We start from the raw sequence: 26,166 nt of genomic DNA on the forward strand, positions 1-26,166 counted from the left end.
TGCGCGTTGCACCGGGGACGGGGCACGGTTTCGCTGCCTGTCGTGATCAGAAGAATTCGGCGGTGTCGTTCGAGGCGACCGTCTGCAGCACGCCGTCCGAGACCAGGTCGTCGTAGTGGCAGGCGCGGTTGCGGCCGCTGCTCTTGGCGTGATACAGCGCCTGATCGGCGTGGCCCAGCGTGACCACCGGCGATTCGAATGCGCGGATCGCCACGAAACCGACGCTCACCGTCACCCGTCCTACCTGCGGGAACACGTGCTGCTCGACGTTGCTGCGGAAGCGTTCGATGATCTTCCAGGTGGCTTCCAGCGTGGTCGAGCGCAGCAGCACCACGAATTCCTCCCCGCCGAAGCGGAATACCCGGTCTTGGGCGCGAAACGATGATTGCAGCAGGTTGGCGATCAGGATCAGCACCTCGTCGCCGTACAGATGGCCGAACTTGTCGTTGACGGTCTTGAAATGATCGACGTCGACCACCGCCAGCCATTGCTTTTCCTCGGCGTGCGGCTGGCGCCGCTCGGGCTGGCCGCCCTGGCGCGCGTCGGGTTCGTGGGCGCCATGCAGCATGCGCGCCAGCTGGTCGTCGAAGGTCTTGCGGTTGAGCAGGCCGGTAAGGGAATCGCGCTCGCTGTAGTCGAGCAGGTTCTGGAAGTTGCGGTACACGCCGACGATGCCGCCCACCGTGTGCAGCGTGTCGGCGGCGAACGGGTGGTCGTTGCGGATCTCGAGGCAGGCGCCGGCCTTGTCGCCGAACCACAGCGGCAGCCACAGGATGCGGGTGCCGTCGGGCTGCACCGACTCGGCGCTGGCGCGGCACTCGCCCAGGCAGCGCGCCAGCTCGGGATAGACGGCCAGCGGCTCGCCCGGCGTCGCTTCGTACGACTCTTCGAGCTGCGCAGCGCTGCCCCGGCGGATACTGGCGCGCGCGCGCAGCACCTGCTGTCCGGCCCCACCCTGGATACTGACAATCCGCGTCTGAATGGCGCCAGCCAGCTCCTGCACCGCCGAGATCACGGAGATGTCGAGCATCGCGTGGTCGCGGTGACCGGTCATGTCCACCATGTGTTTCAGAAGCGAATCCATGTCGTTCTCAGCAATGTCGTCAGCCGGACTTTCACAAAGAGCAAGCTGAACAGAATATAGCCTTTTTGCATTCTTTTCAATTGCGAGAATGCAATTTTTGTCGAGATAAGCGCTTTCTGTCCATGCTGTCATGCGTCTGGCTTAGGGTTGGTCTGGTTTCATTCTTTTCTACAAAATATAGTTCCGTTAAGCAAAGTTGTTCATAGTCAACTTGCCGTGCGGCATCACCTCGTATAGTGAACTCACTGACACGCAATGCGGTGCAGTCAGCCGCAACAGGCAGCTCAACAGCGTGTCGGTGTTTCATTAACCTACCATATGGGAGTTTTTCATGAGCAACTTCATCTCTGCCGTCAAAACGTTTGCCGCTGACGAAAACGGTGTGACCGCGATCGAATATGGTCTGATCGCTTCGCTGGTCGGTGTCGGCATCGTTGTCGCCGCTACCGCACTGGGTGGCAAGCTGTCGGACATGTTCGACTTCATCGGTTCGAAACTGAAGACTGCTTAAGCGTCACCGTGAACCCTCCGGGGCATCTCGCCCGGAGGGTTTTTTCTTGGAGGATCGCCATGCCAACCGAGCAATATCTCAACGCGGTGCTGCTCTTATTGGTGAGCATTGCGGCCGTCAACGACCTGGCCACGCGCCGCATTCCCAATCGTCTTTTGCTGACCGGCTTGTCCGTTGCGCTGGTTCTGCACCTGTTGTCCGCCGAGCCCGGCACCGCGCTGCTGCGCGCCTTCAGCGGCCTCGGTCTCGGACTCGCAGTCTTTCTGCCGTTTTACCTGTTGCGCGGGATGGCCGCCGGCGACGTCAAGATGATGGCCGTGGTCGGCGCCTTCACCGGCGCCGCCCTGGCTTTCGAGATCGCCGTGCTGACATGGTGCGCCGGCGGGGTGATGGCCCTGGTGCTGGTCGTGGCGCGCGGCCGCCTGCGTCAGACCATCGGCAACATCGGCCGTATGCTGCTGGGGCTCGTCACGCTGGGCCACGGCGCCATCGTGCCCGCGCAGGACAAGAGCGCCGGCACCATGCCGTATGGCGTCGCGATCGCCATCGGCACCGTCGCCGTACTGGCTCGTCATTATGGTTGAGTGCGCCTTTGGCACAACGCAAGGGTGGGACGAAGACCGCTCGCTAGAATCGATTCCGACATGTTTCGGAAAACACGCAGCTCAAGGGGGTTCCGATGATTGACACGCTTTCGACAGGCACTATGGCAAGTGCGCCGCGCGTTGAGCAGGCCGCGCCCGCACCGGCCGGTACGGACATCACACCGATCCTGCCGCGTCAGGCCAAGACGGTGCGCGACACCGGGCTCGAGCCGCGCTTCGTCACCGACCTGGTGCTCAAGGCGGTCCAGTCGATCGGCAAGGCCCCGCTGCCGGTCCTGGCCGCCAAGCTGCGCCTGTCGATCAGCGTGCTGCGCGAAGTGCTCAATCCCCTGATCGCCGAGCAGCAGGTCGAAGTCGCCTGGTGCGGCGAGTCCGACATCGACATGCAATACCAGCTGACCACGATCGGCCAGCGCGGCGCCGCCGAAGCGCAGGCGCGCTGCCGCTACGTCGGCCCGGCCCCGGTCACGCTGGCGTCCTACCGCGCGATGGTCGAGCGCCAGGCGCTGCGCCACGCCGACTGCGAACGCGTCACGCCAGCCCGGCTGGCCGCCGCGCTGGGTGAAGACGGCCTGCCATCCGCGACCCGCGACGTGATCGGCGCCGCCCTGTATGCGCGCCGTTCGCTGCTGCTGTACGGCCCCTCGGGCAGCGGCAAGACCCAGCTGGCCCAGCGTCTCGGACGCCTGTTGCCGGGACCGATCGCCGTGCCCTATGCGCTGATCATCGGGCGCCAGGTGATCCGCCTGTTCGACCCGGCGCTGCACGTGTCGCCGCCGCCGCTGGCACGCCAGCAGGAAGATCGGCGCAGCTGCGACGCGCGCTGGGCGGTCTCGCAGCGCCCGCTGGTGCACGTCGGCGCCGAACTCGGGCGTGACATGCTCGACCTGCGCTTCGACGCCGAGGAAGGCGTGTATCACGCGCCGCCGCACCTGCAGGCCAACAACGGCATGCTGGTGATCGACGACATCGGCCGCCAGCGCCTGTCCGCCGCCGAACTGCTGAACCGCTTCACCGGTCCGCTCGATACCGGCATCGACCAGCTGACGCTGCAAGGCGGCCAGGCCGAGCTGGTGCCTTTCGATGCCGCCGTGGTGTTCGCCACCAACCAGGCGCCGCTCGCTGTCTTCGACGACGCTGCGCTGCGCCGTATCGGCTACAAGGCCGAAATCGGGCCGTGGTCGCCGGCCGCCTACCACGCACTGTTGCGGCGCCAGTGCCGGCTGCGCCGCATCGACTACGACGAAGGCGCGGCCGATTACCTGGTCGAGCGCCTGCACGGCGCCTCGAAACGCGCGCTGCTGGCGTGCTATCCGGGCGAGCTGCTGGACCGCATCGCCGATTTCGCCGGCTTCGCCGGCAGCGAGGCGCAGCTGAGCGTCGTCGCGGTCGAGCAGGCCTGGCGCAGCATGTTCATCGCCGGCGCCACGGAGGCTTAAATGAAGAACAAACGCGCATTCATCGTGATGGCCGTCGCCGTCCTGTTCGGACTGGCCGCCGTGGTGTCCGCCTCGCGCTGGCTGTTGAACCAGCCGGGCGGGGCCAACGGCCGTATCGTCGTGGCGGCGGCCGACATCAGTCTCGGCCAGCGCCTCACGCCCGAGATGTTCAAGCTGGCCGAGTGGCCGACCGACAGCGTGCCCAAGGGCGCCTTCACCGATCCGCAAAAGCTCGACGGGCGCGTCCTGAAGACCAACATCCTGATCGGCGAACCGGTGGTCGAGACGCGCCTGGCGCCGCAGGGCACGCAGGGCGGGCTGTCGGCCATGATCACCGAGGGCAGGCGCGCGCTGACGGTGCGCGTCAACGACGTGATCGGCGTTGCGGGCTTCGCGCTGCCCGGCAACTACGTCGACATCATCGTCAGCATGCAGAAGGACCCGGCGCCGGCTTCGAACGGACGCGAGCAGGCGATCTCGAAGATCGTGCTGGAGCGGATCCTGGTGCTGGCCGTGGCCCAGGAAGTGAACCGCGACGAAACCAGGCCGAAGGTGGTCAATGCCGTCACGCTCGAGGTCACGCCGGAGCAGGCCGAAAAGCTCGACCTGGCGCGCAGCGTCGGGACGCTGTCGCTGGCGCTGCGCAACCAGGTCGATCCGCAATCGGCGCAGACCGACGGCGCGACCAAGCTGACCCTGCTGCCCGATGCGGTTGCGCCGCCGGCGCCGCCGCCCAAGCACGTGTCCAAGTCCACGCCAAAGCCTGCGGCGCGTGCGCCAGTGGTCGTGAAGACGGCCGCACCGGTTCGGCGCGATTGCGTCAGCGTGCTCAATGGTCTGCGCATGACGCAGGAATGCTTCTGAATTTATCCAGGGTGATGCCATGAACCGAAGCCTGACGCTTACGCCGCTCGTCCGCTGCCTGCTTGCCGGCCTGGCCTTGTGCGCCACCGGCGCCGCCCATGGCGCCGCCAAGGCCGCTGCGCAAGATGCCAACCCGTCGGCCCAATCCGCGCCGGGCCGCATGGAAGTCGGCCCGCACTGCCAGGGCGAGGCCGCCAAGCCGGCGCAGCTGGCACTGCAGGTCGGCAAATCGAGCCTGCTGCGCCTGCCCGAGACGGTTCAGCATCGCAGCGTCGGCAACCCGGCGGTGGTGCAGGCGCTGCTGGTGGCGCCGGACACGCTGTACATCGCCGGGGTCGACGTCGGCACCACCAATATGATCGTGCAGGGCCGCAGCGGCTTGTGCAGCATGCTCGACATCACCGTCGCGATCGATCCCGAACCGCTGCGCGCGACGCTGGCCGCGGTGATGCCGGAAGAGCGCGGCATCAAGGTGCTGGCCGCAGCCGATTCGCTGGTCCTGTCCGGCATCGTCGGCGACGCCGCCGCGGTGGCGCGTGCCGTCGAGCTGGCCACGGCCTACGTGCGCCGTCCGCTGCATGCCTTGCCGGTGCCGGACAAGGCGGACGGCCAGGCCAGCCTGAATGCGCTGGCCAATCCGAACGCCGGCGCCGCCCCCGGTACGAACGCCAGCGGCGCCGGCGCCGTCAGCCAGCCGGGCGCGCGCGTGATCAACCTGCTGGCGGTTGCGGCGCCACAGCAGGTGCAGCTCGAAGTGAAAGTCGCGGAAGTCTCCAAGACCCTGCTGGAAAGCCTGGAGGCCGGCACCAGCTGGCGCTTCGGCTCCGGCAGCTGGGGCGCGACGCTGGTGGCCGATTTCATCACCGGGAACAACAAGGGTTCGCTGGGCGCGTCCAGGGTGCGCGGCAGTACGCTCGGCTCCGCGGGATTCTCGGCCGAAAAGCAGGACAGCCTGGTGCGCGTGCTGGCCGAGCCGAACGTCATGGCGCTCAGTGGTCAGGAAGGCAGCTTCCTCGCCGGCGGCAAGTTCTACGTCCCGGTGGCGCAGGATAACAACCGCATCACGCTGGAAGAAAAGGAATTCGGCGTCGGCCTGCGCTTTACCCCGACCGTGCTGGCGGGCGGGCGCATCAGCCTGCACGTCGCGCCCGAGGTGTCGGAGCTGTCGCGCGAGGGCATCGGCGTCACGACCGGCAGCCTGACCGGCACTTCGATCCTGCCGGTCGTGACCACGCGCCGCGCCAGCACCACGGTCCAGCTGTACGACGGCCAGAGCTTCGCGATCGGCGGTCTGCTCAAGAATAACCTGACCACCAATATGAAAGGCTTGCCCTTGCTGGCCGACGTGCCGGTCCTCGGGGCGCTGTTCCGCAGTACCGACTACCAGTCCGACCGCACCGAACTAGTGTTCGTGATCACCGCGCACCTGGTCAAGCCGCTGCCTGGCGCGGGCTATGTCCTGCCGACCGACAAAGTCGGCGAACCCTCGGTCGGCGCCGTCATGATCGGCGGTCGCCTCGACGGCCCGCCGCCCGGCAACACGACCGCGGCGTTGTCGGCGCCAGCGCTGATCCAGCAGCCGGTGCACAGCAGCGGCGGCTTTGAACTGAAATAGGAGAGAGCGATGGCCCCCAGACGCAATCACCTCGTGCTCGCCGCCCTGTTCGGCGCGGCGCTGGCGGGATGCAGTTCGACCCCGCGCTTCAATGGCCAGTTCGGCGATGCCGTGCGCGCCAACCTGTCCGCTCAGGTGCTCGATCCGGCGGCGGCGTCGAACGCCGACCCGGTCGCCGGCGTCGATGGCGCCGCGGCGCTCGCCGCCCAGGAGCGCTATCAGCGATCGTTCAAGGAGCGCGACGCCAACGCCAACCAGCCGATGATCGCAAGTGGAACCCGATGATCCCAGATCACCTGGGCGCTCGTCGCCCCGAGGAAACCGATGAAAGCCCTCCTGATCAGCCGCGACACCCAGCTCTATGCGGAGATCGCTTCGCAAGGCGCGGCGCGCGTGCCGCCCTTGAACGTGGCCGCCAGCCGCACCACGCTGCGTGACGCGCTCGATCGTCCATTGGCCGACACGCCCAGCATGGTGATCGTCGACACCAGCGGCGCCGAGGCGGCCGATGGCGACTTGCTGGAGCGCCTGACCCGCCACTACGCAGCCGCGCATTTCATGCTGTTGACCGATAACCACCAGCCCGACCTCCTGATCCGCGCAATGCGCGCGGGCGTGCGCGAGGTGCTGCCGCTGCCGCTGGTGCACGGCGCACTGCACGAGGCGATCGACCGCATCGCGGCCAGCGCCGGGGTGGCGTCGAGCCGCGACGGCAAGGTGCTCGCCTTCATCGCCTGCAAGGGCGGTAGCGGCGCTACCTTCATCTCGACCAACTTCGGCTATGCGCTGGCGACCCTGGCCGACAAGAAGGTGCTGCTGATCGACCTGCACCGCCAGTTCGGCGACGCCACGCTGTATGTGTCCGACCAGAAGCCGGCTATGACGCTGACCGACGTCTCGCAGCAGATCGCGCGCATCGACGGGCCGTTCCTCGAATCCTGCCTGGTGCATGTCGCGCCCGGCTTCGGGGTGCTGGCCGCCGCCGACGATCCCGGCCAGGTGATCGAAGCCAAGCCCGAGCACATCGACACCATCCTGCGCGTGGCGCGCCAGAACTACGACTACATCCTGCTCGACGTCGGCCGCCAGATCGATGCCGTCTCGCTGCGCGCGCTCGACAGCACCGACGCCATCTACCCGGTGCTGCAGCTGGCGCTGCCCGACATCCGCGACGCGCGCCGCCTGCTCGACATCTTCCGTTCGCTAGGCTACGTCACCGACAACATCCGCCTGATCGTCAACCGCTATGAAAAAGGCGGGCGCCTGCGCCTGCAGGACCTGCATGCGGCGCTCGGCGCCGAAGTGCTGCACACCATTCCCAACGATTACGTCGCCGTCACCGATTCGGTCAACCAGGGCATCCCCGTGCTGCAGCTGGCGCGCGGCAGCGCCGCCGCGCGCAGCCTGGCCGACCTGGTCGAGGTGGTGACCGCGCGCCGCGTGGCCGAGAGCAAGGGCCTGTTCGATCGGCTGTTCGGCCGCGGCGACGCCGATTACTGACCTTCTCGAGGAGTCCACCATGTCCCTGCGCGAGCGCCTGTCCGGATCGGACGAGGAGCGCCAATACCTGCCGATGCCGGCGGTGGCGCAACAAGCCTACCAGGAGCTGAAGAAGTCGATGCACCAGATGATCCTCGACCGGATCGATCTGGAGCGCCTGAAGCGCCTGACCAGCGAGCAGTTCAAGCACGAGCTGGCGCTGCTGGTCCAGCGCATCGTCGAGGAAGAGCGCATCGTGCTGAACCAGCAGGAGCGCCACCACCTGGTGCTCGACATCCAGCACGAGATGCTCGGTTTCGGTCCGCTCGAGCCGCTGCTGAACGACCCGAGCGTGTCGGACATCCTGGTCAACACCTTCAACAAGGTCTATGTCGAGCGCCGCGGGCGCCTTGAGCTGACCGACGTCAGCTTCCACGACAACGCGCACCTGATGAAGATCATCGAGAAGATCGTCTCGCGCGTCGGCCGCCGCGTCGACGAGTCGAGTCCGATGGTCGATGCGCGCCTGCCGGACGGCTCGCGCGTGAACGCGATCATTCCGCCGCTCGCGGTCGACGGTCCGCTGGTCTCGATCCGCCGCTTCGGCGCGACCCCGCTCACGGTGCAGAACCTGCTCGACTATAAAAGCGTCACGCCGCCGATGATCAAGGTGCTCGAAAGCCTGGGCCTGGCCAAGATCAACATCCTGATCTCGGGCGGCACCGGCAGCGGCAAGACCACGCTGCTGAACCTGATCTCCGGCTTCATTCCCGGCAACGAGCGCATCGTGACGATCGAAGACGCGGCCGAGCTGCAGCTGCGCCAGCCGCACGTGGTGCGCCTGGAGACGCGTCCGCCCAACATCGAAGGCCGCGGCGAAGTGACCCAGCGCGCGCTGGTGCGCAACTCGCTGCGCATGCGCCCGGACCGCATCATCCTGGGCGAGGTGCGCGGCCCGGAAGCGCTCGACATGCTGCAGGCGATGAACACCGGCCACGAAGGCTCGCTCGCGACCATCCACGCCAACACGCCGCGCGACGCCCTGTCGCGCCTGGAGAACATGGTCAGCATGGCCGGCGTGAACCTGACCCCGCGCGCCATCCGCCAGCAGATCTGTTCGGCCATCACGGTGATCCTGCAGGCCTCGCGTCTGACCGACGGCACGCGCAAGGTGGTCAGCATGCAGGAAATCACCGGCATGGAAGGCGACATCATCTCGATGCAGGAGATCTTCCGTTTCGAGCAGACCGGCGTCGATCTCGACGGCAAGGTGCAGGGCCACTTCTGCGCGACCGGCGTGCGTCCGCGCTTCGCCGATCGCCTGAAGATGTACGGCGCGCCGGTGCCGGAAGATACCTTCGATCCGGACCGCATCTTCACCTGAGCCAGCGCCGCGGAGCCACGCATGGACATCATGTTCTACGGTTTCATCGTCTTCCTGTTCGCCGCCGTCATCCTCGGCATCGAAGGCGCCTACCTGTGGTGGGCGAGCGCGCACGGCGCCGCGGCCCAGCGCGTGGCGCGCCGCCTGAAGCTGATGTCGGGCGGCCCGGGACGGTCCGAGCGCATCTCGATCCTCAAGCAGCGCCGCTTCAGCCGCCATGGCTCGCTCGACCGCCTGCTGCACCGGGTGATGCTGGCGCACCGCATCGATCATCTGCTGGTGCAGTCGGGGATGCGCTGGTCGGTCGAACAATTCATGCTGGCCTGCTGTGCGGCATTGCTGGTCGGCGCGTTCATCGTCGCGCACTGGCCCTTGCCGCTGGCGCTGCGCGCCGCAATCGCGCTGCTGTTCACGCTGCTGCCGACGGTGATCGCGCGCCGCGCGCGCACGCGGCGCCTGCTGCGCATCGAGCAGCAGCTGCCCGAAGCCGCCGACTTCATCGCGCGTGCGCTGCGCGCCGGGCACTCGTTCACCAACGTCCTGCAGATCGTCGGCAACGAGCTGCCCGAACCGCTCAGCGGCGAATTCCGCATCGCGCGCGAAGAAATCAATTATGGCGTGCCGATGAGCGAGTCGCTGCACAACATGGCCGACCGCATCCCGCTCACCGACCTGCGCTACCTGATCATCGCCGTGCTGATCCAGCGCGAGACCGGCGGCAACCTGGCCGAGATCCTCACCAACATCAGCCACATCATCCGCGGCCGCCTGAAGCTGGTCGCCCAGGTGCGCGTGCTGTCGGCCGAGGGGCGCATGTCGGCATGGATCCTGGGCCTGCTGCCGTTCGGGGTACTGGGCATGCTGTTGCTGGTCAATCCGGGCTACGTGCAGCCCCTGTGGACCGACCCTACCGGCATCAGGCTGCTGTGGTACGCGTGCGGCATGATCGTGGTCGGCGTGTTCTGGCTGCGCCGCGTGATCCGTATCCGTATCTGACGCCTTCGCCGAGGAGCTTTCGATGAGCATCCCCCAGCTGTCGTTCCTGCTGATCGTCTTCGCCATCGTGTGCGGCCTGGTATGGCTGGGCATGATGCTGTTCGCGCCGGTCGCGCTGCGCGCACGCCTGGCGCGCTTCATGGGCCGTACCGAGGACAGCAAGCCCGAAGGCAGCTGGACCGAGCGTATCGCGCGCGCGGCGCGGCCGCTGGGCCGGCTCTCGGTGCCGGAAGAAGGCTGGGAAAAGTCGGCGCTGCGCACGCGCTTCATGAACGCCGGCTGGCGCAATCCGGCCGTTCCCACGCTGTATTTCGCATCCAAGAGCGCGCTCGCGCTGGCGTGTCCCGGCGTCGTCGGCGTCGCGCTGGCCTTCGCGCCCGGCACCCTGACCGGCACCCGCATGCTGTTCCTGCTGCTGCTGGCGGCGTCCTGCGGCTACTACCTGCCCAACATGGTCCTGACGCGCCTCGTGGCGCGCCGCAAGCGCGAGATCTTCGAGACCATCCCGGACGCGCTGGACCTGCTGACCGTCTGCGTCGAGGCCGGTCTGAGCCTGGAACGTGCGCTGGTCAAGGTCGCCTCCGAAATCCACATCAAGAGCGTGACCCTGGCGCAGGAGCTGCAGCTGGTGCTGATGGAAATGCGCGCCGGCTTCAGCAAGGACAAGGCGCTGCGCAACTTCGCGCTGCGCGTCGGCCTGGACGACGTCGACACCCTGGTCGCGATGCTCATCCAGTCCGAGCGCTTCGGCACCAGCATCGGCGATGCCTTACGCATTCATTCGGAAAACCTGCGCAACAAGCGCCGCCTGGTTGCCGAGGAAGCGGCGGCCAAGATCGGCTTGAAGCTGCTGTTCCCGCTGATCTTCTGCATTTTCCCGACCCTGCTGATGGTGCTGCTGGGCCCGGCCGCCATCCAGATCATGCGCACCTTCAGCGCCGTCCTGGGCAACCACAATTAGTCGAGTTAGCGGAGAGAGTCATGCAATCCCGAATCCTGCTCAATACCTTGTCCGTCCTGTGCAGCGGCGCGCTGCTGCTGGCCTGCAGCAACCTGGTCCCGCATGACGAGCCGAAGACGCCCGCCGCGGTATCGAACGCCGACGAGGCTTATCTGCGCGGACGCAACCTGCACCTGGCGCACCACTACGACGAGGCGATTGCTGCTTACCAGACGGCGTTGCGCGACGACCCGGCCCACGTCAATGCCCTCAACGGCCTGGCGATCGCGTATGCCGAGCAGCGTGATTTCGACAAGGCGGTGCCGATCTGGCGCGAACTGACCCGCGGCGCGACGCTGTCGTCGGGCCCGGCCGTCGCCTACCTGTTCGGCAACCTGGGCTATGCCTACTTCCTCGACGGCCAATACGAGAAGGCCGCGGTCGCGCTGGAAAAGGCCTGCCTGCTCAATCCGCTCAACGACCGCGCCTGGCAATACCTCGGCGAGACGCTGCAAAAGCTCGGCCAGGACGAGCGCGCTCAACAGATGCTGCGCCAGGCCAGCGCGCTGCGCGAGCACGATCTGCGCGCCGATTACGCCGCCGCCGGCGCCAAGGCCAAGTCGCCGGCGCTGGCCCAGGCGCTGGCGACCCCGGTGCGCGCCGACGGCGACTGGGCCGTCGAAGTGGTCGGCAAGCCAGGCGGCATCCTCGAACTGCGCCGGGTGGTGTCTTCCAGCGCCGCCAAGCGCATTGTCACGCCGGCTGCGGCCACGCTCGAGATCAGCAACGGCAACGGCCGGCAAGGCATCGCGCGCCAGCTCTCGCGCCAGTTGCGCGACGCCGGCGTGAAAGTGGTCAGGATCACCAACGAAAAAGGCTTCGGGGTGCGCCAGACCCGGATCGAATACCACCAGGCCTTCCGCGGCGTCGCGCAGCAGCTGGCCGAGCTCATCGGCGCCGGTGCGCCGGTCGAAATCGAGAGCGTCGGACGGTCGGATTTGCGGCTGGTGATCGGCCACGACCTGCCGTCGCGAAAAATTCCCAAGCGTGCATCTGACTTGCTCGCAGCGCGTGCGGGCGCGGCTGGCGCGCCCTGAGCCGCCGCAGTGTCGGTTTCACAACAGTATTGGGCGACAGGGTTGGATGAGAATAGTCATAATGAAAACCTCAAACAACTCGGAGAATTGCCATGAAGTTCACCCGTCAAGTCCAAATCGCCATCGCTCAATCGGTCCTGGCCGGCTCGCTGCTGGTCTCGCTGGCCGCTTGCGCCCCGACCGCAACCCGCGAAGGCACCGGCGAATACGTCGATGATTCGGTCATCACCACCAAGGTGAAGGCTGCCTTCGCCGCCGACCCGACGGTCAAGGCTTACCAGGTCAAAGTCGAAACCTTCAAGGGCACCGTCCAGCTGAGCGGCTTCGTCGACTCGCGTCAGGCTTCCGACCGCGCCACCCAGCTGGCCCGCGACATCAAGGGCGTGACCTCGGTCAAGAACGACATCGTCGTCAAATAAGCGCGTCGCCGGCTGCGCGGCTGCGGCCGCGCACCGGTGCGTTTATTGCCGGCTCATATTTCCGGCGCAATTATTGCCAGCTGACCTTGCCAAAGCCGCTGGTGGTCGCATTGCGCGTCACCGGCTTGCCAAACACCGTGGCCGAACCCATGCCGCTCAGGTTGACGCTGGCGGCGGTCTTCGCATACACGCTGGCGCTGCCCAGGCCGGACATGTCGAGATCGACCGTCTCCGCGCGCAGCTGTTGCGCGTCGAGGCCGCCCACGCCGCCCAGGTGCGCGCGAAACACCTTGGCCTGGCCGCTTACCGTGATATGACCGGTGCCGCCCAGGTGCACTTCGATGCGCTCGGCCTGGCCCGGATTGAGCGTCAAGCCGCCGACGCCGCCCAGGCGCGCGTCGACGTCGCGGTATTGCCCATCAAAGCGCACCGCACCGGCCCCATCCAGCGACAGCACCAGCTTGTCGCCTTTAAAGCCCGTCACCTCGCTCTGGCCGACGCCCTGCGACACGAACTCCTGCAGGTTCGGCACCGTCAAATCGGCACGCAGGTTCGACTTGCCTTCCATATGCGTATTGTTTTCCATGTCGATCGTCAGCGTGTCGCCGCGCTGCACCGTCGTGATCTTCGAGACGTAGCGGCGCTCGCCCGACACCACCAGCGACGGCGTCGGACCCTGGTGCAGCGCAAGGCGGATCACGCCGCCCAGATGGATCTTCGAGACCTTGGCGTCGATGGTGCGGTTTTCGCGCACCTCGTCCGCATGGGCATTCGCGGCCAGCGACAGGGTAGTGGCCAGGAAGGCGGCGCCGAGCAGTTTGTTCATGTCGTGTTCTCCGGTGGATGGCTGATGAAACCATCATAGGCAGGCGCCACCGCGGTTGCCTCCGGATTGCGACGGACTGCACGCTGCGCGGTATGGACCGCAAATTCCACCTATTTCACTCTTGCAGCTCCTCCCAGGGAAGGTCGATTTGCCGATGGTTCCGGCACCATCGCACCGGCCACGCAGCTTGCAATTACGTGCCGGTGCGCTTCAGCTTTGGCAAGCGCGACGGCGCCGATTGCTGCACCGTCGCGCCGCGCTGAAGGCTGATCAGGAACTGCGGCGGCGACCGGCGCGCAACGCGAGCATGCCGGCCCCGATCAAGGCCAGTGAGGCCGGCTCCGGCACATCCCCGGCCGGTTCGAGCGCATTGATCCGGAAGCCGCCGACGACGGAATTGAAGAAATCGTCGCCCAGCGTGCCGTCGATTGACGTGAACGCGCCTTGCGACCACGCGACGTTCTGGTTATTGAAATAAAAAATCTGGTTCGACGGGCCGCCGAACGCGAATTCGATCAGGTAATTCGTGCCCGTGTTCAGCATGATGTCGCCGACGCCGTAGTCGATCCATTGCAAACCATTCGTCGACACGGTCGAGCCGCCGGATGCCAGCAGCCGCGTCCGGGCGAAAACGCCTTCCGACGCCGAGATCTCATACACGCCGTACTGCAGGTCAGCGCTGCTCAGGTCGAGATACACGCCGACGCTGGACAAGGTCTGCTGCGAAGCGACATTGAAGCCGATTCCGCGATGGTTGTCCCAGCCTTCGTTGGCGTTGTTGGACACGGTCATGCCGGTCGCATCGTTGGACGGGGTGAAGGTGGTAGGGGTGGCGCTGGCTAGCGCACCGGCGAGAATCAGGGTGCTGAACAGACCTGCTTTGAGCATGGTTTTGAACATTTTGTGTCTCCTCCAAGATGTTGGGTTGGAGACAAAAGATGAGCAAAAACAATGCCTAAAGAAATTTTGCTTAAAAAACAGGGAATTGACTTGTCGTTGGCTGCGGGAAGCGACCTTTTGTAAGATATTTCGACGGCAAAAAGCCCAGCGCTAGGGCTGGGCTTTCGCGTGAAACTGGTGCCGGCTGCAAACATCGAACCAGCATCACAACCTGTGTACGAGTGGGGATAAGTGTACCGCAAAACCCAATCATATCAATGGCTTACTGATGAGTGCAAGCTATTCTACGCATGTGTCAAAGATGCCTTGTGTTACCCGATGTGATGCCCATGTGATACCTGAGGAGTCTTTGTTAGGCCTGTAGTGCCTACCCTACCGGGGCACTTGGGACGTGAAGGCCGGGGCTACCTTGTGCCCTACTGCGGGGCGGTAGGGGGAGGGGGGAACTGGCATATGGAAAACCTACTCACCCGCTAAACGCCCAACAACAACAACGAAACAAAGGGTTTAACGGAGCTTTGAATTGGCTGGCTATGGAAGATGGGAGGGGTCTTTCTGCCAGTAACACAGAAAAATTCCGAGGGTCGATAACGTTGATGCGTGGACCTGCTGCTTGGTCAGCAGTAGCGTCAGCAGGTTCTAATTCGCTGCACTGTTGATCCGTGCACTTCTTCATACACGGATTTAGACATTGGGAACGCCAACGCGCAATGATAGCCGTCGGGTCAAGTGATATCGCGTCCCTGGTCGTGCCAAAAGTCGGTTGCTGCCGTAGTCATGACCATATTGAACCGCTCCCATGTAAAGCTGGTTCCACGAACAAGCCCCCCAACCATTTCGACAAGTCCTTCCATAGCGTCAATGGTGGGTTTCAGGTCCCTATATGTAATACCTAATTTACTGATGTCTATCGGCTGGTAGGTTGTCCGAAGAACCTCGGTATGTGCGGTAATTTTGTTGCGAATCGTGTAGCAGTCCGCAATGATCGCGCAGTTCTTTAGGTTTGCCCAAGCTGCCATTACTGCATCATATTTACGGTCGAACTCAGTTTCGTACTTGACGATTTGGTCACGCTCTCTAGCTCGATAAATCGCTGCCAAAGTGGGGTCGGTTTCTAACCTTTCACTCAACAATTCTGCGTCACAGTTTCGCTGTCGAAGGTCTGCGCGTATTTCGGGTACTGCAATGTCAGTCAAAATCCGTTTGATACTTGGAGTGTTTGAATCAAAATCCCGCATTAGTTTTGCGATGTCTTGGCAGCAAGACAGAAACAATGATCGTCGCAGTACGGTGAACCCGCGCCCCTGTTTTGACGATTCGTACCGACGATTCACGTTTTCATCAAAAAGCATGGGGTGAAGCATTTCGTACCGCTCCCGCAACTGAAGAAAGTCATTAAGCAAGTACGTTGCATGAGCAATAATTTTCTCCGTCGAGGCTGCGGTTCCCATTACAACTCCTTTTCTTTGATAGCTCGACAGCCTACCAGTTCCAGTACTCTGTGCCAATTTACCCACTGTACGGAAATGACCGTTTTCGTACACATCAGGTAGGCCTGTACGAAAGTATGCTTGAGCTATTTACGTACAGTGTGTATGATTCGTACATCAGTTTCGTACACCCTAAGGAAAACTAATGTCCCGAGTCTTTGCCTACTGCCGCGTATCCACCGCTGACCAAACCACTGAGAACCAGGTACAGGAAATCGCCGCAGCGGGTTTTAGCATTGCCCCCCAGCGCATCGTTACGGAGACTGTTTCCGGTTCGGTGGCTGCGTTGGAACGTAAGGGGTTCGTTAAGCTACTGGACAAGCTGGAACAGGGTGACGTACTCGTTGTAACGAAGCTAGACCGCCTTGGGCGTAATGCGATGGATGTACGGACGACTGTGGAGCGTCTGGAAGCGTCAGGCGTCAGGGTTCACTGCCTTGCTTTGGGTGGCGTTGACCTGACTAGCCCAGCAGGGAAGATGACCATGCAAGTTATCAACGCTGTGGCTGAGTTTGAACGTGATCTGCTGATTGAACGTACCAATGCTGGAATCAATCGTGCTAAGGCTGAAGGAAAGGCCTTCGGGAGACCTTCAGCCCTTACGGTGGCCCAGCAGGAACAGGTTAGGCAGCAAATCCAAGCTGGCGTCCCTATCGCGCAGATTGCCAAGGCGCACCAAACGTCCCGTCAGACCGTTATGCGGTTGCGTGCAAACATGGCATAGGTGGTACGCCTGTCTCATCTGCCTATTTATTAGGCACTGATTATTTAGGGTATGCGGCTTTACGCCTTCTTGAACGAAGACCGACCCTTGGGAACTCGTAGCAAGACCACACGAAAAGCTAAAATCCACACCTGAGAGAAGAGGAAGCAGCCTACCGTGGGGGGTAGGGGGGCAATACTGAAGAATCTTTAGATCAACCAAGGAATCTGTAGGTACCCTACTACCCCTATGGCACAGACCAAATGACAATACCTAAAGGTTTTACCTGATGGTTTTACTAAGAATGCACCTTACTAAAGACTAAGAAACCTATGGAATTCCAAGGAAGTCTATAGGCTGATGGTCTTCCTTCTACTAAGGCTTATGGTCTTTCCTTTTGGTATGCGCCAATGGGTGAACTTAAAGAATAAGTAGTTCTTAAGCCTGCCATATGAACCCAAGGATACTGAACACTTGGTCTTCCCTACCACCCGCTTGGCAATCGAGACGCATAGTCTTGGTTGGTGTTTTTTTCTGTGTAAGTGGTCATCAAGGCAGGAATCAGCTAGACCCCTGATCGGTGTTTTTTCGATCCCGCCAACTTCGTTTGATAGCGGAACTCTTGCAACGCGATTAGACGCGTTTTCAGGCGTTTTCCTGCCTAGCCCCATAGTTCCTAGTCAAAGCTTGACCAAGGGCTTCCAAAGGCTATTTGAACCATTTGGGGCGATCCCATGCTCAGCCAGACAAAGGTTGCTTATGCGGTCGTTGCAGGAAGCCACGAGAGGGCTTCTAAGGCGTTTTCTCCATCTGCGTGACATCAACCTTGCACCGCAACGACAAAACGCCCAGTAGGGCTTCCTATGGCTTTGCAGCAAGCTTATTGGTAGAAAATCCACCGTTGCTGACGATGAAGGTGGCATGGCAGATCATTACCGACCATTGCGATCGTAGGAAGCCCATATAGACGTTTTAGGGTGTTTTCTACGTAAGCTGGTCCAAACCCCTGCATTTCGCGAAAGAAAGGACTGTAGGGTGTCCTAGGGCCTAGTATGGGCCTATCCCCGAACAGCCCCCATAGCCTTATTAACCCACTCGGCCAACAGGTCCAACGGATACCCTTGTCCATACCGAGCACCGACTCCTTGGGTGGTATGACCAAGAATCTGGTCTTGGACGGAATCGGGACACTGGACAGCGCGCAGACGGTCTTTCATCGAATGACGCAGGCTATGGCAGGTCAGCCCTGCACCTTGAAGACTGTCGCGGGTACGAATCCATTTGTTCAAGGTAGCCGACACCGAGTTGATGCTGCACGCCTTCGCCGTCGTGTATTGGGGGAACAGGAATTTGGAACCATTGGCGACGGTCTGAGCGGCCTTCACGGCCTGTACCGCCCTAGGCGTTAAAGGCACCCTACGGGCGCTTCCCGAGTTCTTCAGTGAACGCCAGGGGTGTTCTTTCAGATCGATGTACGGGGTATCGTCATCAAGGTAAACATCAGCCAAGGCCAAACCGGTGACTTCCGCCAGCCTGCACCCGGTTTCAGCCAAAATCGTGACAATACAACGGGGCTGATCCCAGCCTTTGACAACGACCCATTCATCAATGCCGTGGTGCAGTGACCGCAACTGCTGCAAGTCGAACGGAATGCGCTTTTGAACATCCTTTCCCATGTCGGGGATGTCAACGCTGGAAAACCGATTGGGAATATTAAGCTCGTTCTCCTTGATTGCGCGCGTGACAGCAGCGTTGATGCAGTTCAGGTAACGCTGAACCGTCGTGGTGGCGATCGGCTTGCCGTCTTTGTTGTGCTCGCCAGCACGCAGCCATTTGACGAAGTCATTTACTTCTTGGCGACGGATGAAAGCAAGCGCACGGTCGGACTTAAGGAAATCGCGTAGATACCCAAAAGCAATCTTTCCCGATTTAGCGGTCTTTTCGGACCGAGAAGCGATGTATTGGTCAAGACAATCGCTCAGGGTGAATTCCCGGCGTCCTTGGGCAATCTGAAGGGCCGTAGCGACAACAGGGGGCAGGTGTGGGTCGATATCCCGCTTCGGATTAACCGAGATACCATGTTCGTATGCTTCGTGCAAATTGTCCTGAACCTTGGCAGGAAGATTGTCTTCAATCTCATCGAAGAAGACGCTTAACGCTTCTTCGTCAGCATTGGGTGCAGCAGGGTCAATGCCCCTATTCCTGAGAAGCTGCTCTCCCTGGGCCAGCGTTCTAGCTTTAGACGGGTTGCGCAGTTGCTCCCATTCCTTATCGTGCTGCTCGGCCAGCTTCGCAATCCTAGGCGCTGCTGCCTTAGGGTCGGTAGTTTGCAGACTGATGACGATCTGCGGCTTGCCAGCCCAAGGCGAACCAGAGGCTTCCAGCAGGGGCTTGATGTCGTCAGGAATCCGACGGCGGTAGTAGAGAAGGGAACTGGAAGGCTTCTTCCAGAGATGTTTTACCTTGACGGACACGATTGGGGATAAGGCAAGCAGAGGCATGCGGTAGCGTAAGTGGTACGGGTATGATACCCATTTGTGATACCACTCATGCTTAGGTGCGCCTTAAAATCCTAGTCGAATCAACGACTTATGCGATCTAAGGGCTTGAAACTGGTGCCGGCTGCAGGACTCGAACCCGCCACCTGATGATTACAAATCAACTGCTCTACCTGATGAGCTAAGCCGGCAATGTGGCCAGGATTATACCCTTATTTGATTCGAGTCAACGTCGGGCGGCCACCTTTTTTCGGTGGTTCGTCGTTGTCGTCAGGTACGTGCGACACCTCGGTCAGCGAAGGCGCCGTTTTGCCGGGGACGGCGGACAGCCCAGGCGCAACGCTGGCGGGTTCCGGCGCCGAAACCGGCGCAGGCGGCGGCGCCGTCTCGGCGGCGGTCGTGCTCACGTCGAAGGCCATGCCCTGGCCGTTTTCGTTGGCGTAGATCGCCAGCACGTTCTGCACCGGGATGTAGAGCTCGCGCGAGACGCCGTTGAAGCGGGCGCGGAAAGTGATGGCGTCATTGTCCATTTTCAGCCCGGAAGTTGCGCCGTAGCTGATGTTCAGGATGATCTCGCCTTTTTTCACGTATTCCATCGGGACCGTGGTCGCGGCGTCGACCTTGACCGCCAGGTATGGCGTGTAGCCGCTGTCCGTGCACCATTCGTAGATGGCGCGCAGTAGATACGGTTTGGTGGAAATGTCTGGCATGTTCAGGTTCGCGGATTGAAACAGTTGTTACACGCCAGTGTACTTCGATTCGCCGTGGCGCGTCGAAGACTGGCGTGCAACGGTGTCGCAGCTGTCAGGCTTAGCGGCGCATCACCTTTTCGGATGGGGTCAGCGCTTCGATGTAGGCCGGACGCGAGAAGATGCGCTCGGCGTACTTCATCAGCGGGGCCGCCGTCTTCGACAGTTCGATGCCGTAGTGGTCCAGGCGCCAGAGCAGCGGGGCGATCGCCACGTCCAGCATCGAGAACTCGTCGCCGAGCATGTACTTGTTCTTCAGGAACAGCGGGGCCAGCGTGGTCAGGCGATCGCGAATTTCGGCGCGGGCCCGGTCGTGGCTCTTGTCGGTGACCTTGCTGCGTTCGTTCTCGAGGGTGTTCACGTGCACGAACAGCTCTTTCTCGAAGTTGAACAGCATCAGGCGGGCGCGCGCGCGCATCAGCGGATCCGCCGGCATCAGCTGCGGATGCGGGAAGCGCTCGTCGATGTACTCGTTGATGATGTTCGATTCGTACAGGATCAGCTCGCGTTCGACCAGGATCGGCACCTGGCCGTACGGGTTCATCGTCGAGATGTCCTCGGGCTTGTTGAACAGGTCCACGTCGCGCACCTCGAAGTCCATGCCCTTTTCGAACAGGACCAGGCGGCAGCGCTGAGAGAATGGGCACGTGGTGCCGGAATAGAGAACCATCATGGTTTATAGTTCCTTCAAGAAACAAAGGGGTGAAGCCGACGGCTCACCCCAAGATAATATTGCCCGCATTATAACCGGGCAAATCAAATCACTTTACGTCTTTCCAGTACGAAGCATTCAAACGCCAGGCCAAAAACACGAAAAACGTGAGAAAAATCAACACTACGACCCCCAGGCGCTTGCGCGTCTCGCGTGCCGGCTCCGCCATCCAGTCCATGTAGGCGACCAGGTCGGCCACTTGCTCGTCGAACTGCGCCGGCGTCAAGCTGCCTTTGCTGACCTGCTCGAAGCCGTCGAAACGGTGGATTTTCTTGCCCGGCTCATGCGGATCGGCTTCCTCGACCATCCTGGCCGTGCGCACGCCCTGCAGCTGCCACAGCACGTGCGGCATGGCGACGTTCGGCACGACCATGTTGTTCCAGCCGGTCGGACGGGTGTCGTCCTTGTAGAAAGTGCGCAGGTAGGTGTAGATGTAGTCGGCGCCCGAACCCTTTTCGGAAGCGCGGGCGCGCACGATCACGGAGAGGTCGGGCGGCACCGCGCCGAACCAGGCTTTCGCGTCCGCCGGACGCAATGCGACGTTCATCAGGTCGCCCACTTTCTCTCCCGAGAACAGCAGGTTGTTCTTGATCTGGTCTTCACTCAAGCCCAGATCCCGCAGGCGATTGTAGCGCATCGCGGATGCCGAATGACAGTTCAGACAGTAGTTCACGAACAGCTTGGCGCCGTTTTGCAGCGAGCCGATGTCGCTGCGTTCCGGCGCGCGGTCGTACTGGAATTCTTCTTCGCTGGCGAGCGCGAGTCCCGGCAACAGGGCCAGGATCGCGAGCATTTTTTTTGCAGACATCATGATCGTCCTTTGGCTGGATTCCGGAATCAATGCGGCGTGAAGGTGACACGGTTCGGGACCGGCTTGAAGCGGCCCATCGTGCTCCACCATGGCATCAGCAGGAAGAAGCTAAAGTACAGCAGCGTGCACAGCTGCGCGATCAGGGTCGAGGTCGGCTGGGGCGGCTTGGTGCCCAGGTAGCCGAGCGTCAGGAAGGCCACGAAGAACACGCCGTACACGGTCTTGTGCCAGCTCGGACGGTAGCGGATCGACTTGACCGGTGATTGATCCAGCCAGGGCAGCAGGGCCAGGATCACGACGGCCGAGCCGAACAGGACCACGCCCCAGAACTTCGCCTCCAGCGTCAGCATGCCGATCTCGATCAGCACGGCCAGCACGGTGATGCCGACCTTGGCCTTGTACGACAGGCGCGAGCGCAGCCAGATGAAGATGACGTAGGCGGCGATGCCGGCCATCACGACCCAGATGAAGTCGGACGTGGTGGCGCGCAACACGGAATAGAACGGCGTGAAGTACCAGGTCGGGGCGATCTCGCCGGGCGTCTTGAGCGAGTCGGCCGGCAGGAAATTGTTGTGCTCCAGGAAGAAGCCGCCCATCTCGGGTGCGAAGAACACGACCGCGCTGTAGATCAGCAGGAAGCACGAGACGCCGAACAGGTCCTTGGTGGTGTAGTAGGGATGCGAGGGAATCGTGTCGACGCCATGGCCGTCCGGGCCCAGGTTTTCCTTGACCTCGATGCCGTCCGGGTTGTTCGAGCCGACTTCGTGCAACGCCACCAGGTGCGCTGCGACCAGGCCCAGCAGCACCAGCGGGATCGCGATCACGTGGAAAGCGAAGAAGCGGTTCAGGGTCGCATCGGAGACCACGTAGTCGCCGCGGATCCACAGCGACAGGTCGGGACCGATCACGGGGATGGCGGAAAACAGATTGACGATCACCTGGGCGCCCCAGTACGACATCTGGCCCCACGGCAGCAGGTAGCCGAAGAAGGCCTCGGCCATCAGGCACAGGAAGATCGCGAAGCCGAACAGCCAGATCAGTTCGCGCGGCTTGCGGTACGAGCCGTACAGCAGGGCGCGCGTCATGTGCAGGTAGACCACGATGAAGAAGGCCGAGGCGCCGGTCGAGTGCATGTAGCGCACCAGCCAGCCCCACGAGACGTCGCGCATGATGTTGGTTTCGACCGAATAGAAGGCCAGGCCGGCATCCGGCTTGTAGTACATCGTCAGGAAGATGCCGGTGACGATCTGCAGCACCAGGATCACCATCGCCAGCGAGCCGAACAGGTACCAGATGTTGAAGTTCTTCGGTGCGTGATACTTGCCCCACTGGTCGTTCCACAGCTTGGACAGTGGAAAACGGTCGTCGACCCAGGCCAGCGCCTTCCGGCTTTTCGGTGCGTCGGCGGGGAGTTCGGTTTCCTTGAACGCTGCGCCCATTTACGCCTCCCCTTTTTCGTCTTTGCCGATCACGATCTTGTTTTCCGCCAGGTACATGTACGGAGGAATATCGAGATTCATCGGCGCCGGCTTGTTCTTGAACACGCGCGCCGACAAGTCGAAGGTGGAGCCGTGGCAAGGGCACAGGAAGCCGCCGCGCCAGTCGTCCGGCAGGTTGGGTTGGGCGCCTTCGGCGAAACGCGCCGAGGGCGAGCAGCCGAGGTGGGTGCAGATCCCGACCGCTACCAGCACGTCCTTGTGCTCCTTGCGGGCACGGAATTCGTTCTTGGCGTAGTCCGGCGTCGGCAGCTGGTAGGGCTTGTCGGAGTTGGGGTCCGCCAGCTCGGCATCGTTTTTCGGCAAGGTAGCCAGCATTTCCGGGGTGCGGCGCAAGATCCACACCGGTTTGCCGCGCCATTCCACCACTTTCATTTCGCCTGGCTTGACGTCGGAGATGTCCACTTCGACCGGAGCGCCGGCCGCTTTCGCTCGTTCGGAGGGCTGTAAGGTACTGACCAGGACCCCGGCCGTTGAAACACCGACAACGCCACCCGCCGCGCATGTAGCCACGAGCAAGCCTCGCCGGCCTGAATCGACCCGCTTCTCATTACTCATACCAACTCCATTCGTCAAAAGCGAAACGCGAAATGTTGCAATGCAATGCGTTGCAAACAGGTAAAAGCCTTTTATGCAACAATCGATTATATGTGAACAGTTTTGCAAATTAAAGAAAAAATCATCCCGCACTTCTGACCCCATCCAAGCATGCATTTTGGATTTGTGAGGCGAATTGCGCGCCGCGTTCGCTCGGGCGGGACCGTACGGCTTTCCTGTATCATCGGCACGGTGTGTCCAAGACGACAAGGGGAGGCGGATGGCGATGTTGGAAGAATTCAAGAAGTTCGCGATGAAGGGCAACGTGGTCGACCTGGCGGTCGGCGTGATCATCGGCGGCGCGTTCGGACGCATCGTCGATTCGCTGGTGCAGGACGTGATCATGCCGCCGGTCGGCAAGCTGTTCGGCGGCCTCGACTTTGCCAATTACTACATCCCGCTCAACGGTCAGCATTACGGCTTGCCGCTGGCCGAGGCCAAGAAGGCCGGCGCCGTGCTGGCCTACGGTAACTTCCTGACGATCCTGCTGAACTTCCTGATCCTGGCCTTCGTCATCTTCCAGATGGTGCGCCTGATGAACCGGCTGCGCAGCCCCTTCCATCACGAGATGGACGAGGCGCCGGTCGCGCCGCCACCGCCGCCGGAAGACATCGTGCTGCTGCGCGAGATCCGCGACGCCCTGAAAAACCGCTCTTAAAACCAACTCCGGTCGACCTCCATGCGCCGTTTCTGGCTCCTGTTTGCGCAAACCGTCACGATCGCGCTCGGCATTTACGTCGTGGTCGCGGCGCTGCGGCCGGCGTGGCTGGGACGCGCGCCGGTGCAGGTCGGCATCGGCCCGGACCATGCGGTGCCGATGCTGCAGACGCCGGCCGGCTCGAGCGCCTCCGGCAGCTACCGCGACGCCGCCGGCCGCGCCATGCCGGCCGTGGTCAACATCCTGACCAGCAAGGCCATGCACGAGGCCCATCCGCTATTGAAAGACCCGTTTTTCAAGCGCTTTTTCGGCGACAAGATGCCGCCGCAGGAACAGATGGCCAGCCTCGGCTCGGGCGTGATCGTCAGCGGCGAAGGCTATATCCTGACCAATTTCCACGTGGTAGAGGGGGCCGACGAGATCGAGGTCGGCCTGGCCGATGGCCGCAAGGCGCCGGCCAGCGTGGTCGGCACCGACCCCGAAACCGACCTGGCCGTGATCCGCATCAAGGAAAAAAACCTGCCGGTGATCGTGCTGGGCGATCCGGACAAGGCGCGCGTCGGCGACGTCGTGCTGGCGATCGGCAACCCGTTCGGCGTCGGCCAGACTGTCACGCTGGGCATCATCTCCGCGCTGGGCCGCAACAACCTGCACATCAACCATTTCGAGAATTTCATCCAGACCGACGCTGCGATCAATTTCGGCAACTCGGGCGGCGCGCTGGTCGACACGCGCGGCAACCTGCTCGGGATTAACTCGGCGATCTATTCGCAGACCGGTGGCTCGGTCGGTATTGGTTTCGCGATTCCGGTGTCGACGGCCAAGACCGTGCTCGATTCGATCATCCAGCACGGCCAGGTGGTGCGCGGCTGGATCGGCGTGGAATCGCAGGACATCACGCCCGAGCTGGCCGACAATTTCGGCCTGGGCCGCGACCATGGCGCGATCATCGCCGGCGTGGTGCGCGGCGGACCGGCCGACCGCGCCGGCATGCGGCCGGGCGACATCCTGGTGGCGGTACAGGGCAAGAAGGTGACCAGCACCAGCGACATGATGAATTTTATTGCCGCGCTGCCGCCCGGCGGCAAGGCCCGCCTGACCGTGATGCGCAAGAACCACGAATCCACGCTCGACGTCACGATCGGACGGCGACCGCGCCAGACCCCATAAATCGATTGGAGCCCCATGCACCTGCACGACCTCACGCAGTTCCTGAGCGAACTCAAGGAGAACAACAACCGGCCCTGGTTCTTGTGGAACAAGCCGCGCTATGACATTTTGCGGGCCGAGTTCGCGGATGTGCTGGCTCAGTTGATTCGTGAACTCGGCAAGTTCGACCCGGCCGTGGGCGCCTGCAATCCGAAAAAGGCGATGTTCCGCTTCCAGCGCGACACCCGCTTCGCCAACGACAAGACGCCGTATAAAACCCATTTCTCGGCCGGTATCGCGCCGGGCGACAAGCGCCGCCCGAGCGCAGGCGCCGGGCCGACCTATTATTTTCACATCGAAGCCAACGGTACGCTGCTGCTCGGGGCCGGCGAATACCTGCCGCCGGCCCCGCGTTTGAAAGCGATCCGCGAGCACGTCGTCAACGATGCGACAGGTTTTGCCAAAATGTTGAAGAATAAACATCTGCGCGAGACCTACGGCGACCTGCGCCATGACGAAGGAAAATTGCAGCGCCCGCCGAAAGGCTTCGATCCGGATCATCCGCTGATCGATTACCTGAAGCTGAAAAGTTATTTCGTCTGGAAAGAGGTGCCGCTCGACCTGAGTGCGCCGGATAAGCTGGTGCCGCAGCTCGCGCAAGGCTTCAAGGACGCGTTCGCGCTGGTCACCTGGCTGCGCAGCGTGCCTGAAACGTTCGAGGACACAGAATAAGAGGTTTCGGCCTCGGGAGAGAAAACAATGGCTTTACAACATGCACGCTCGGGTGAACGGATCGAACTGCGCCGCGGCGAGGACGATATCGCCAACTTCACGTCGATCGCCCTGATCAAGACCGATCACATGGAGCTGATCCGGCTCGTGCTGCCCAAGGAAAAGCCGATGCCGGAGCACTACGTCGAGGGCGAGATGACCTTGCTGTGCCTGGAAGGCGAGATCGCGTTCGACGCGCACGGCAAAACCACCGTGCTGCAGCCGAACGAGATGGTCTACCTGGCCGCGGGCGAACCGCACGCGATCCGCGCCAACCAGGATGCAGTCGCGCTGATGACCATCCTGCTGCACCCGGGCGACAACAGCGGCGGTCCGACCCACAAGCCGAACACGTCGGCGGCGTAAAAAAACG

Annotated in this window: 27 protein-coding genes and 1 tRNA gene; 17 read left to right on the plus strand and 11 right to left on the minus strand. The window is 62.4% G+C overall.

Annotated elements, in window-relative coordinates:
* Positions 1-46: 46 nt before the first annotated feature.
* Positions 47-1,084, minus strand: coding sequence for a GGDEF domain-containing protein (locus FA90_RS19780; protein WP_036171807.1), 1,038 nt, complete (start codon positions 1,082-1,084; stop codon positions 47-49).
* Positions 1,085-1,415: 331 nt separating this feature from the next.
* On the opposite strand from FA90_RS19780, the gene FA90_RS19785 reads away from it, so the two are divergent.
* The 12 genes from FA90_RS19785 (at position 1,416) to FA90_RS19840 (ending at position 12,433) form a co-directional block, all read left to right on the plus strand.
* The gene (locus FA90_RS19785; RefSeq protein ID WP_036171810.1) at positions 1,416-1,595 is read left to right on the plus strand and encodes a Flp family type IVb pilin; all 180 of its coding nucleotides are present in this window, start codon (positions 1,416-1,418) and stop codon (positions 1,593-1,595) included.
* A gap of 59 nt (positions 1,596-1,654) precedes the next feature.
* Positions 1,655-2,179 (plus strand): prepilin peptidase, encoded by a 525-nt coding sequence (locus FA90_RS19790; protein WP_036171814.1) that lies wholly within the window; start codon positions 1,655-1,657, stop codon positions 2,177-2,179.
* 122 nt (positions 2,180-2,301) lie between these two features.
* The gene (locus tag FA90_RS19795) at positions 2,302-3,639 is read left to right on the plus strand and encodes an ATP-binding protein (protein ID WP_036171819.1); all 1,338 of its coding nucleotides are present in this window, start codon (positions 2,302-2,304) and stop codon (positions 3,637-3,639) included.
* The gene (gene cpaB, locus FA90_RS19800) at positions 3,640-4,503 is read left to right on the plus strand and encodes a Flp pilus assembly protein CpaB (RefSeq protein WP_036171823.1); all 864 of its coding nucleotides are present in this window, start codon (positions 3,640-3,642) and stop codon (positions 4,501-4,503) included.
* 19 nt (positions 4,504-4,522) lie between these two features.
* Entirely contained in the window at positions 4,523-6,118 is a 1,596-nt protein-coding gene (locus tag FA90_RS19805) for a type II and III secretion system protein family protein (RefSeq protein ID WP_036171826.1), read from the plus strand.
* Between the two features lie 9 nt (positions 6,119-6,127).
* Positions 6,128-6,403: a hypothetical protein gene (locus FA90_RS19810; protein ID WP_051971942.1), complete on the plus strand. Its 276-nt coding sequence runs from the start codon at positions 6,128-6,130 to the stop codon at positions 6,401-6,403.
* A 39-nt stretch (positions 6,404-6,442) separates the two neighbouring features.
* The gene (locus FA90_RS19815; protein WP_036171829.1) at positions 6,443-7,618 is read left to right on the plus strand and encodes an AAA family ATPase; all 1,176 of its coding nucleotides are present in this window, start codon (positions 6,443-6,445) and stop codon (positions 7,616-7,618) included.
* A 19-nt stretch (positions 7,619-7,637) separates the two neighbouring features.
* Positions 7,638-8,981 carry a CpaF family protein gene (locus tag FA90_RS19820; RefSeq protein WP_036171831.1) on the plus strand — a complete coding sequence of 448 codons (1,344 nt, stop codon included), beginning with the start codon at positions 7,638-7,640 and terminating at the stop codon, positions 8,979-8,981.
* A 21-nt stretch (positions 8,982-9,002) separates the two neighbouring features.
* Positions 9,003-9,977 carry a type II secretion system F family protein gene (locus FA90_RS19825; protein WP_036171834.1) on the plus strand — a complete coding sequence of 325 codons (975 nt, stop codon included), beginning with the start codon at positions 9,003-9,005 and terminating at the stop codon, positions 9,975-9,977.
* A 22-nt stretch (positions 9,978-9,999) separates the two neighbouring features.
* Positions 10,000-10,938: a type II secretion system F family protein gene (locus FA90_RS19830; protein WP_036171837.1), complete on the plus strand. Its 939-nt coding sequence runs from the start codon at positions 10,000-10,002 to the stop codon at positions 10,936-10,938.
* A 20-nt stretch (positions 10,939-10,958) separates the two neighbouring features.
* Positions 10,959-12,014 carry a LytR C-terminal domain-containing protein gene (locus FA90_RS19835; protein WP_081933957.1) on the plus strand — a complete coding sequence of 352 codons (1,056 nt, stop codon included), beginning with the start codon at positions 10,959-10,961 and terminating at the stop codon, positions 12,012-12,014.
* A gap of 92 nt (positions 12,015-12,106) precedes the next feature.
* Positions 12,107-12,433, plus strand: coding sequence for a BON domain-containing protein (locus FA90_RS19840; RefSeq protein ID WP_051971943.1), 327 nt, complete (start codon positions 12,107-12,109; stop codon positions 12,431-12,433).
* A gap of 70 nt (positions 12,434-12,503) precedes the next feature.
* On the opposite strand, the gene FA90_RS19845 is transcribed toward FA90_RS19840, so the two are convergent.
* The 3 genes from FA90_RS19845 to FA90_RS26650 all read right to left on the minus strand — a co-directional run bounded on the left by FA90_RS19845 (position 12,504) and on the right by FA90_RS26650 (position 15,610).
* A complete protein-coding gene (locus FA90_RS19845) occupies positions 12,504-13,259 on the minus strand; it encodes a GIN domain-containing protein (RefSeq protein WP_036171842.1) in 756 nt (251 codons plus the stop codon).
* Positions 13,260-13,529: 270 nt separating this feature from the next.
* Positions 13,530-14,159: a PEP-CTERM sorting domain-containing protein gene (locus FA90_RS19850; protein WP_036171845.1), complete on the minus strand. Its 630-nt coding sequence runs from the start codon at positions 14,157-14,159 to the stop codon at positions 13,530-13,532.
* Between the two features lie 725 nt (positions 14,160-14,884).
* Positions 14,885-15,610 carry a hypothetical protein gene (locus tag FA90_RS26650; RefSeq protein ID WP_036171848.1) on the minus strand — a complete coding sequence of 242 codons (726 nt, stop codon included), beginning with the start codon at positions 15,608-15,610 and terminating at the stop codon, positions 14,885-14,887.
* Positions 15,611-15,794: 184 nt separating this feature from the next.
* Between FA90_RS26650 and FA90_RS19860 the strand changes: the two genes are divergently transcribed.
* Entirely contained in the window at positions 15,795-16,373 is a 579-nt protein-coding gene (locus FA90_RS19860; protein WP_036171852.1) for a recombinase family protein, read from the plus strand.
* Between the two features lie 1,037 nt (positions 16,374-17,410).
* Here FA90_RS19860 and FA90_RS25210 read toward each other — a convergent pair.
* The 7 genes from FA90_RS25210 to petA all read right to left on the minus strand — a co-directional run bounded on the left by FA90_RS25210 (position 17,411) and on the right by petA (position 23,176).
* Positions 17,411-18,853, minus strand: a complete 1,443-nt coding sequence (locus tag FA90_RS25210; protein WP_051971945.1) for a site-specific integrase — start codon at positions 18,851-18,853, stop codon at positions 17,411-17,413.
* 112 nt (positions 18,854-18,965) lie between these two features.
* Positions 18,966-19,041: transfer RNA gene (locus FA90_RS19870), tRNA-Thr, on the minus strand.
* Between the two features lie 21 nt (positions 19,042-19,062).
* Positions 19,063-19,560 (minus strand): ClpXP protease specificity-enhancing factor, encoded by a 498-nt coding sequence (locus FA90_RS19875; RefSeq protein ID WP_036171855.1) that lies wholly within the window; start codon positions 19,558-19,560, stop codon positions 19,063-19,065.
* Positions 19,561-19,660: 100 nt separating this feature from the next.
* Positions 19,661-20,272, minus strand: coding sequence for a glutathione S-transferase N-terminal domain-containing protein (locus tag FA90_RS19880; RefSeq protein WP_036171857.1), 612 nt, complete (start codon positions 20,270-20,272; stop codon positions 19,661-19,663).
* Positions 20,273-20,360: 88 nt separating this feature from the next.
* On the minus strand, positions 20,361-21,122 hold the full coding sequence (locus FA90_RS19885; RefSeq protein ID WP_036171859.1) for a cytochrome c1: 762 nt from the start codon (positions 21,120-21,122) through the stop codon (positions 20,361-20,363).
* 26 nt (positions 21,123-21,148) lie between these two features.
* Positions 21,149-22,561, minus strand: a complete 1,413-nt coding sequence (locus FA90_RS19890) for a cytochrome bc complex cytochrome b subunit (protein WP_036171862.1) — start codon at positions 22,559-22,561, stop codon at positions 21,149-21,151.
* Positions 22,562-23,176 (minus strand): ubiquinol-cytochrome c reductase iron-sulfur subunit, encoded by a 615-nt coding sequence (gene petA, locus FA90_RS19895; protein WP_036171865.1) that lies wholly within the window; start codon positions 23,174-23,176, stop codon positions 22,562-22,564. It abuts the gene before it with no gap.
* Positions 23,177-23,435: 259 nt separating this feature from the next.
* On the opposite strand from petA, the gene mscL reads away from it, so the two are divergent.
* From mscL to FA90_RS19915, 4 genes are read left to right on the plus strand one after another with little or no spacing between them, the layout of a single operon-like run.
* The gene (mscL, locus tag FA90_RS19900) at positions 23,436-23,873 is read left to right on the plus strand and encodes a large conductance mechanosensitive channel protein MscL (protein WP_036171869.1); all 438 of its coding nucleotides are present in this window, start codon (positions 23,436-23,438) and stop codon (positions 23,871-23,873) included.
* Positions 23,874-23,894: 21 nt separating this feature from the next.
* Positions 23,895-25,043, plus strand: coding sequence for a Do family serine endopeptidase (locus FA90_RS19905; protein ID WP_036171872.1), 1,149 nt, complete (start codon positions 23,895-23,897; stop codon positions 25,041-25,043).
* Between the two features lie 15 nt (positions 25,044-25,058).
* The gene (locus FA90_RS19910) at positions 25,059-25,754 is read left to right on the plus strand and encodes a DUF2461 domain-containing protein (RefSeq protein WP_036171874.1); all 696 of its coding nucleotides are present in this window, start codon (positions 25,059-25,061) and stop codon (positions 25,752-25,754) included.
* A 27-nt stretch (positions 25,755-25,781) separates the two neighbouring features.
* Positions 25,782-26,159, plus strand: a complete 378-nt coding sequence (locus FA90_RS19915; protein WP_036171878.1) for a cupin domain-containing protein — start codon at positions 25,782-25,784, stop codon at positions 26,157-26,159.
* Positions 26,160-26,166: the final 7 nt, after the last annotated feature.

It is taken from the genome of Massilia sp. 9096, assembly GCF_000745265.1.
In the GTDB taxonomy this organism is placed as follows: Bacteria; Pseudomonadota; Gammaproteobacteria; order Burkholderiales; family Burkholderiaceae_D; genus Telluria.